The 3329-nt window shown below is 62.3% G+C and carries 2 protein-coding genes; both read right to left on the bottom strand.

Going from position 1 to position 3329, the window contains the following annotated elements; genetic code table 11:
* Positions 1 to 102: 102 nt before the first annotated feature.
* Positions 103 to 1311, bottom strand: a complete 1209-nt coding sequence (locus ACERK3_19585; GenBank protein ID MFA9480475.1) for a M20/M25/M40 family metallo-hydrolase — start codon at positions 1309 to 1311, stop codon at positions 103 to 105.
* An 868-nt stretch (positions 1312 to 2179) separates the two neighbouring features.
* On the bottom strand, positions 2180 to 3329 hold a 1150-nt coding region (locus tag ACERK3_19590), incomplete at its 5' end, for a beta-galactosidase domain 4-containing protein (protein MFA9480476.1).

Consider the following 3329-nt stretch of genomic DNA (forward strand, 5'->3'; position numbering starts at 1 on the left):
GACGCGATTCCCCGCGACGGCGCCAGGGATGGTCGGGGTATGAACATGGCGGCGTGGCGAACGAGCGTTAAATCGCCAGGGCACGTGGGGCGGAGCCCTTGTTCATACCTGCGTCGCGAGATGCAGCGCGGTTTCGCAGCAAGCCGTGTACGCGTGTAGGTCAAGGTATTCATCGGCGGTATGGTTCTTGTGCTGGCCCGTGCTGATGGTGACGGTGGGGATACCGTGCTGCGTCAGCCAGTTGGCATCCAGGCCGCCGTTGAGCACGCCCAGTTCCACGGGTTGGCCCGTTGCCTGACGCATCGCCGAGCGGGCCATTTGCACGGTCGGCTCGGTCTGCTTGAGCCGGAACGACTCATACGCGAGCGTGTCCTGAAAGCTCACGCTACCGCGCCCGCCTTGCGCGTTGCGAAGTTGGCGTGCCGATCGTTCAAACGCCGTTTTGACTCGCTTGAGAAGGCGGTTGCGGAAGGTGGTGCTGTGACTGCGGATGCCGACGGTCAATCGAGCCGTGGGCGCGACGACATTGTTGGCGCTGCCGCCGTCGATCGTGCCGACGTTGACCGCTCCGCGCTGGTTGCCCTTTTCAACAAGGCCCAACCAGCCCTCGGCGTGCAATTCGGCAATGGCGTTCGCCGCGAGGGTAATGGCGCTGACACCTTCCTGCGGCCGTACGCCGGCGTGGGCGGGGATGCCCTCGATCGTAACGGACAGGTGGTGCGACCCGGTCGCACCGATGAACAGCTTGTTTGATCCGCTGCCGTCGAAGTTGAACGCCATGGTCGGCTTGCCCAGCATGGGCACGTCGAGCAGGCGGGCGCCGATCACCCCGGCCTCTTCCTGCACCATGAAGGCGAAGGTGAGCGGTGGGTGTGGCAACTTGCGGCGAAGCAGTTCACAGGCGGCGTACAGTATGGCCGCCACACCTGATCGATCGTCTGCCCCCAGCCCTTTGCCCGGCACGCCCGACTGGATGATGTCTCCCTTGCGGAGCGGCTTCGTGCCCACGCAGATGGGAACGGTATCGGTGTGAGCGGCGAACAACCGCCTTGGACCTCGTCGCGTTCCGCGTAGCTTGACGATGAGGTTGCCCACCTCACCGCCGAGGGGCGACGCTTTGTGTGCGCAATCGTGGCGTATCGCCGACGCCGGGCAGCCGACCTGTCTCAGTTGGTCTTTGATGAACTGCATGACCTGGGCTTCCTGGCCGCTGCCGCCGGGGATAGCCAGCAGTTGCATCACCAGGTCGATGGCCTGGTCCTGTTGGATCTTCTTGTTCGGGAATGCTGCAAGCGAATTGCGTGGCATCATTTGCCTTTCCATGTGTGGACGCGCGGATCGGCGGCCAGCGGATGAGCATGGCTTTGGATCAACATGCTCACGTCTACCTCTGCCTGACCTTACGCCAACGACCGCCGTAGTCGAAGTCGGGCCAGTTTACAGCATCACCACGTTTCACTTTTGCGATTTGGCTGTTGGGAGGGGGCAATAGAGCGTAGCGGGTTGGCGAGCCGACGTTTCAGCAAGAATGTTACGTCCGCAATGTTGAGGTGAAGTGGGGAGTGCTTGAAGTCAAAGCAGCGTGAAGCATTAATCTAAAGTATCCACGTCGCAAGCACGATGGAACACGGGCAAGCGCCAGAATCCGTTCTGACGGTTACCAGAGCCGAACACGTCGGGCAGAAGAACGCGAGTGCGACGCGACCGACCCAACTGAGATGGATGTAAAAAAGCCGCGTCGTTTCTGGATGTTCCAAGGATTCTCATCCTTGAAAAGCATCGTCGCGGCGCGGCGGTCAACTTAGGGGAAATCAAGGTTCTCATGGGTCCGGGGCTTGTTTGTCCCTTCCTTGAGTTCTTCACTTCACCATACCTTTGCGACCCGCCGCCGTCCACGGTTTCGCGCTCGGAAGCTGTTGGTCGGCGAATGAACCTTTGCGTTCATCAAATCGTCGGGCACCGGGGCAGCGATCCGATCGCCGCATCGCGATTCAAAATCCAGCCACACTCCATTGCCATGCAGAAACAAACCGCGTTTTGCAGCAGGCAGCTAACGAGGGAGGTAGCCGCGTTCATCCGCCGCGCTGGCGTTGGTCGGGATCATCGGCAGATACTAGACCATGTGCAGCACGGCGATGCTTGCACGGGCTTGGATCATGCTCGCGCGGTATCGATCGCATTACACGGAGGGCGTGAGCGTTCCGCGCAGTTCGGGCGAGCCCTGCCGCGCGAGGGCCGGCAGCGACGGGGCGACGGCGACAACCGGCCGCAGGTGGACGCTGAAGGCGAACGGCTTAGGCTTGAGCTGATAGGCCTCGGACAACCTCGTGCCGCAGCTCCCGCTTCCGATGCCGTTCTGCGCGTGATCCAGGTGAAGCGTGATAAACGGTCGGGGCCAAAGCTCGCTGGTGTGCGTGGCGTGTTGCAGGTCGCCGACGGTATAACGATGCGCGCTGAAGTTGATATACGGCTGGCCGAGCACGAGCAGCCCGGCCCCGCTTGTGTTGCGCAACGCGAGCCATCGCACGTCGGAGCGATTGCCGTTTTCCTGCGGGTAGACGTAGGGCGTATAGAGTTGGTCAACCGTCGCATGATGCACGTCGACGCGTGTGGCGCGACGGGTGTCGGTGTAGTTCTCGCCGGGGCCGAGGCCAAACCACGTCACCTGGTCGAATTTGCCAGGCATCGCCAGTTCCAGACCGATGCGGGGAAGCATCTCGGGCCAGTCGCCGGTGAACGTGCCTTCTACGGCAATCGTCAGTTCACCACTGCCGAAGAGCGTATAGACGTAACGGCAGCGCAGCGCAATCGCGGACGTCGGCGGGGCAATGCGTGCCTCGACGCGAAACTGCGTCGCGTGCTCGTCGAGCGGTTCGATCTCTACATTGTCGATGCGATGCTGGAGTTGGTCGAGCTTCGCCTTCAGCCAGCCCTCCCTGATAGCCTTGCCGCTGCCCATGCGTTCGTTGTCGATCGGCGCCCGCCACAGTTGCAGGCGTGGCCCTTCAGTGAGCAGGTCCTGCCCTGCCATGCGCCACAGCGTTACACGGCCGAAGACGGGATCGAAAGCGAGCTCTGACCCGTCGGCGACAAAACGAGGCTCGCTGACGTGCTTAACCTCGCGAAGTATTGCAAGCGTTTCACGACGGCGCGGCGGGACGACCGGTGCTTCCCATGGCAAGGCGAATTGCACCTCGCACAACTCATAGCCCGCCTGAGCCCACGGCGTCGCACGAGCCAGGCCGAAAGTGAGGTCGAGGTGATACTCCGCGCCTGACACGAGTGTGAGCGGCCGCTGAATCGGCAGCGTGACGTTCGCCTGCGCACCT

The organism is Phycisphaerales bacterium AB-hyl4, assembly GCA_041821185.1.
GTDB classification, from domain to species: Bacteria; Planctomycetota; Phycisphaerae; order Phycisphaerales; family Phycisphaeraceae; genus Natronomicrosphaera; species Natronomicrosphaera hydrolytica.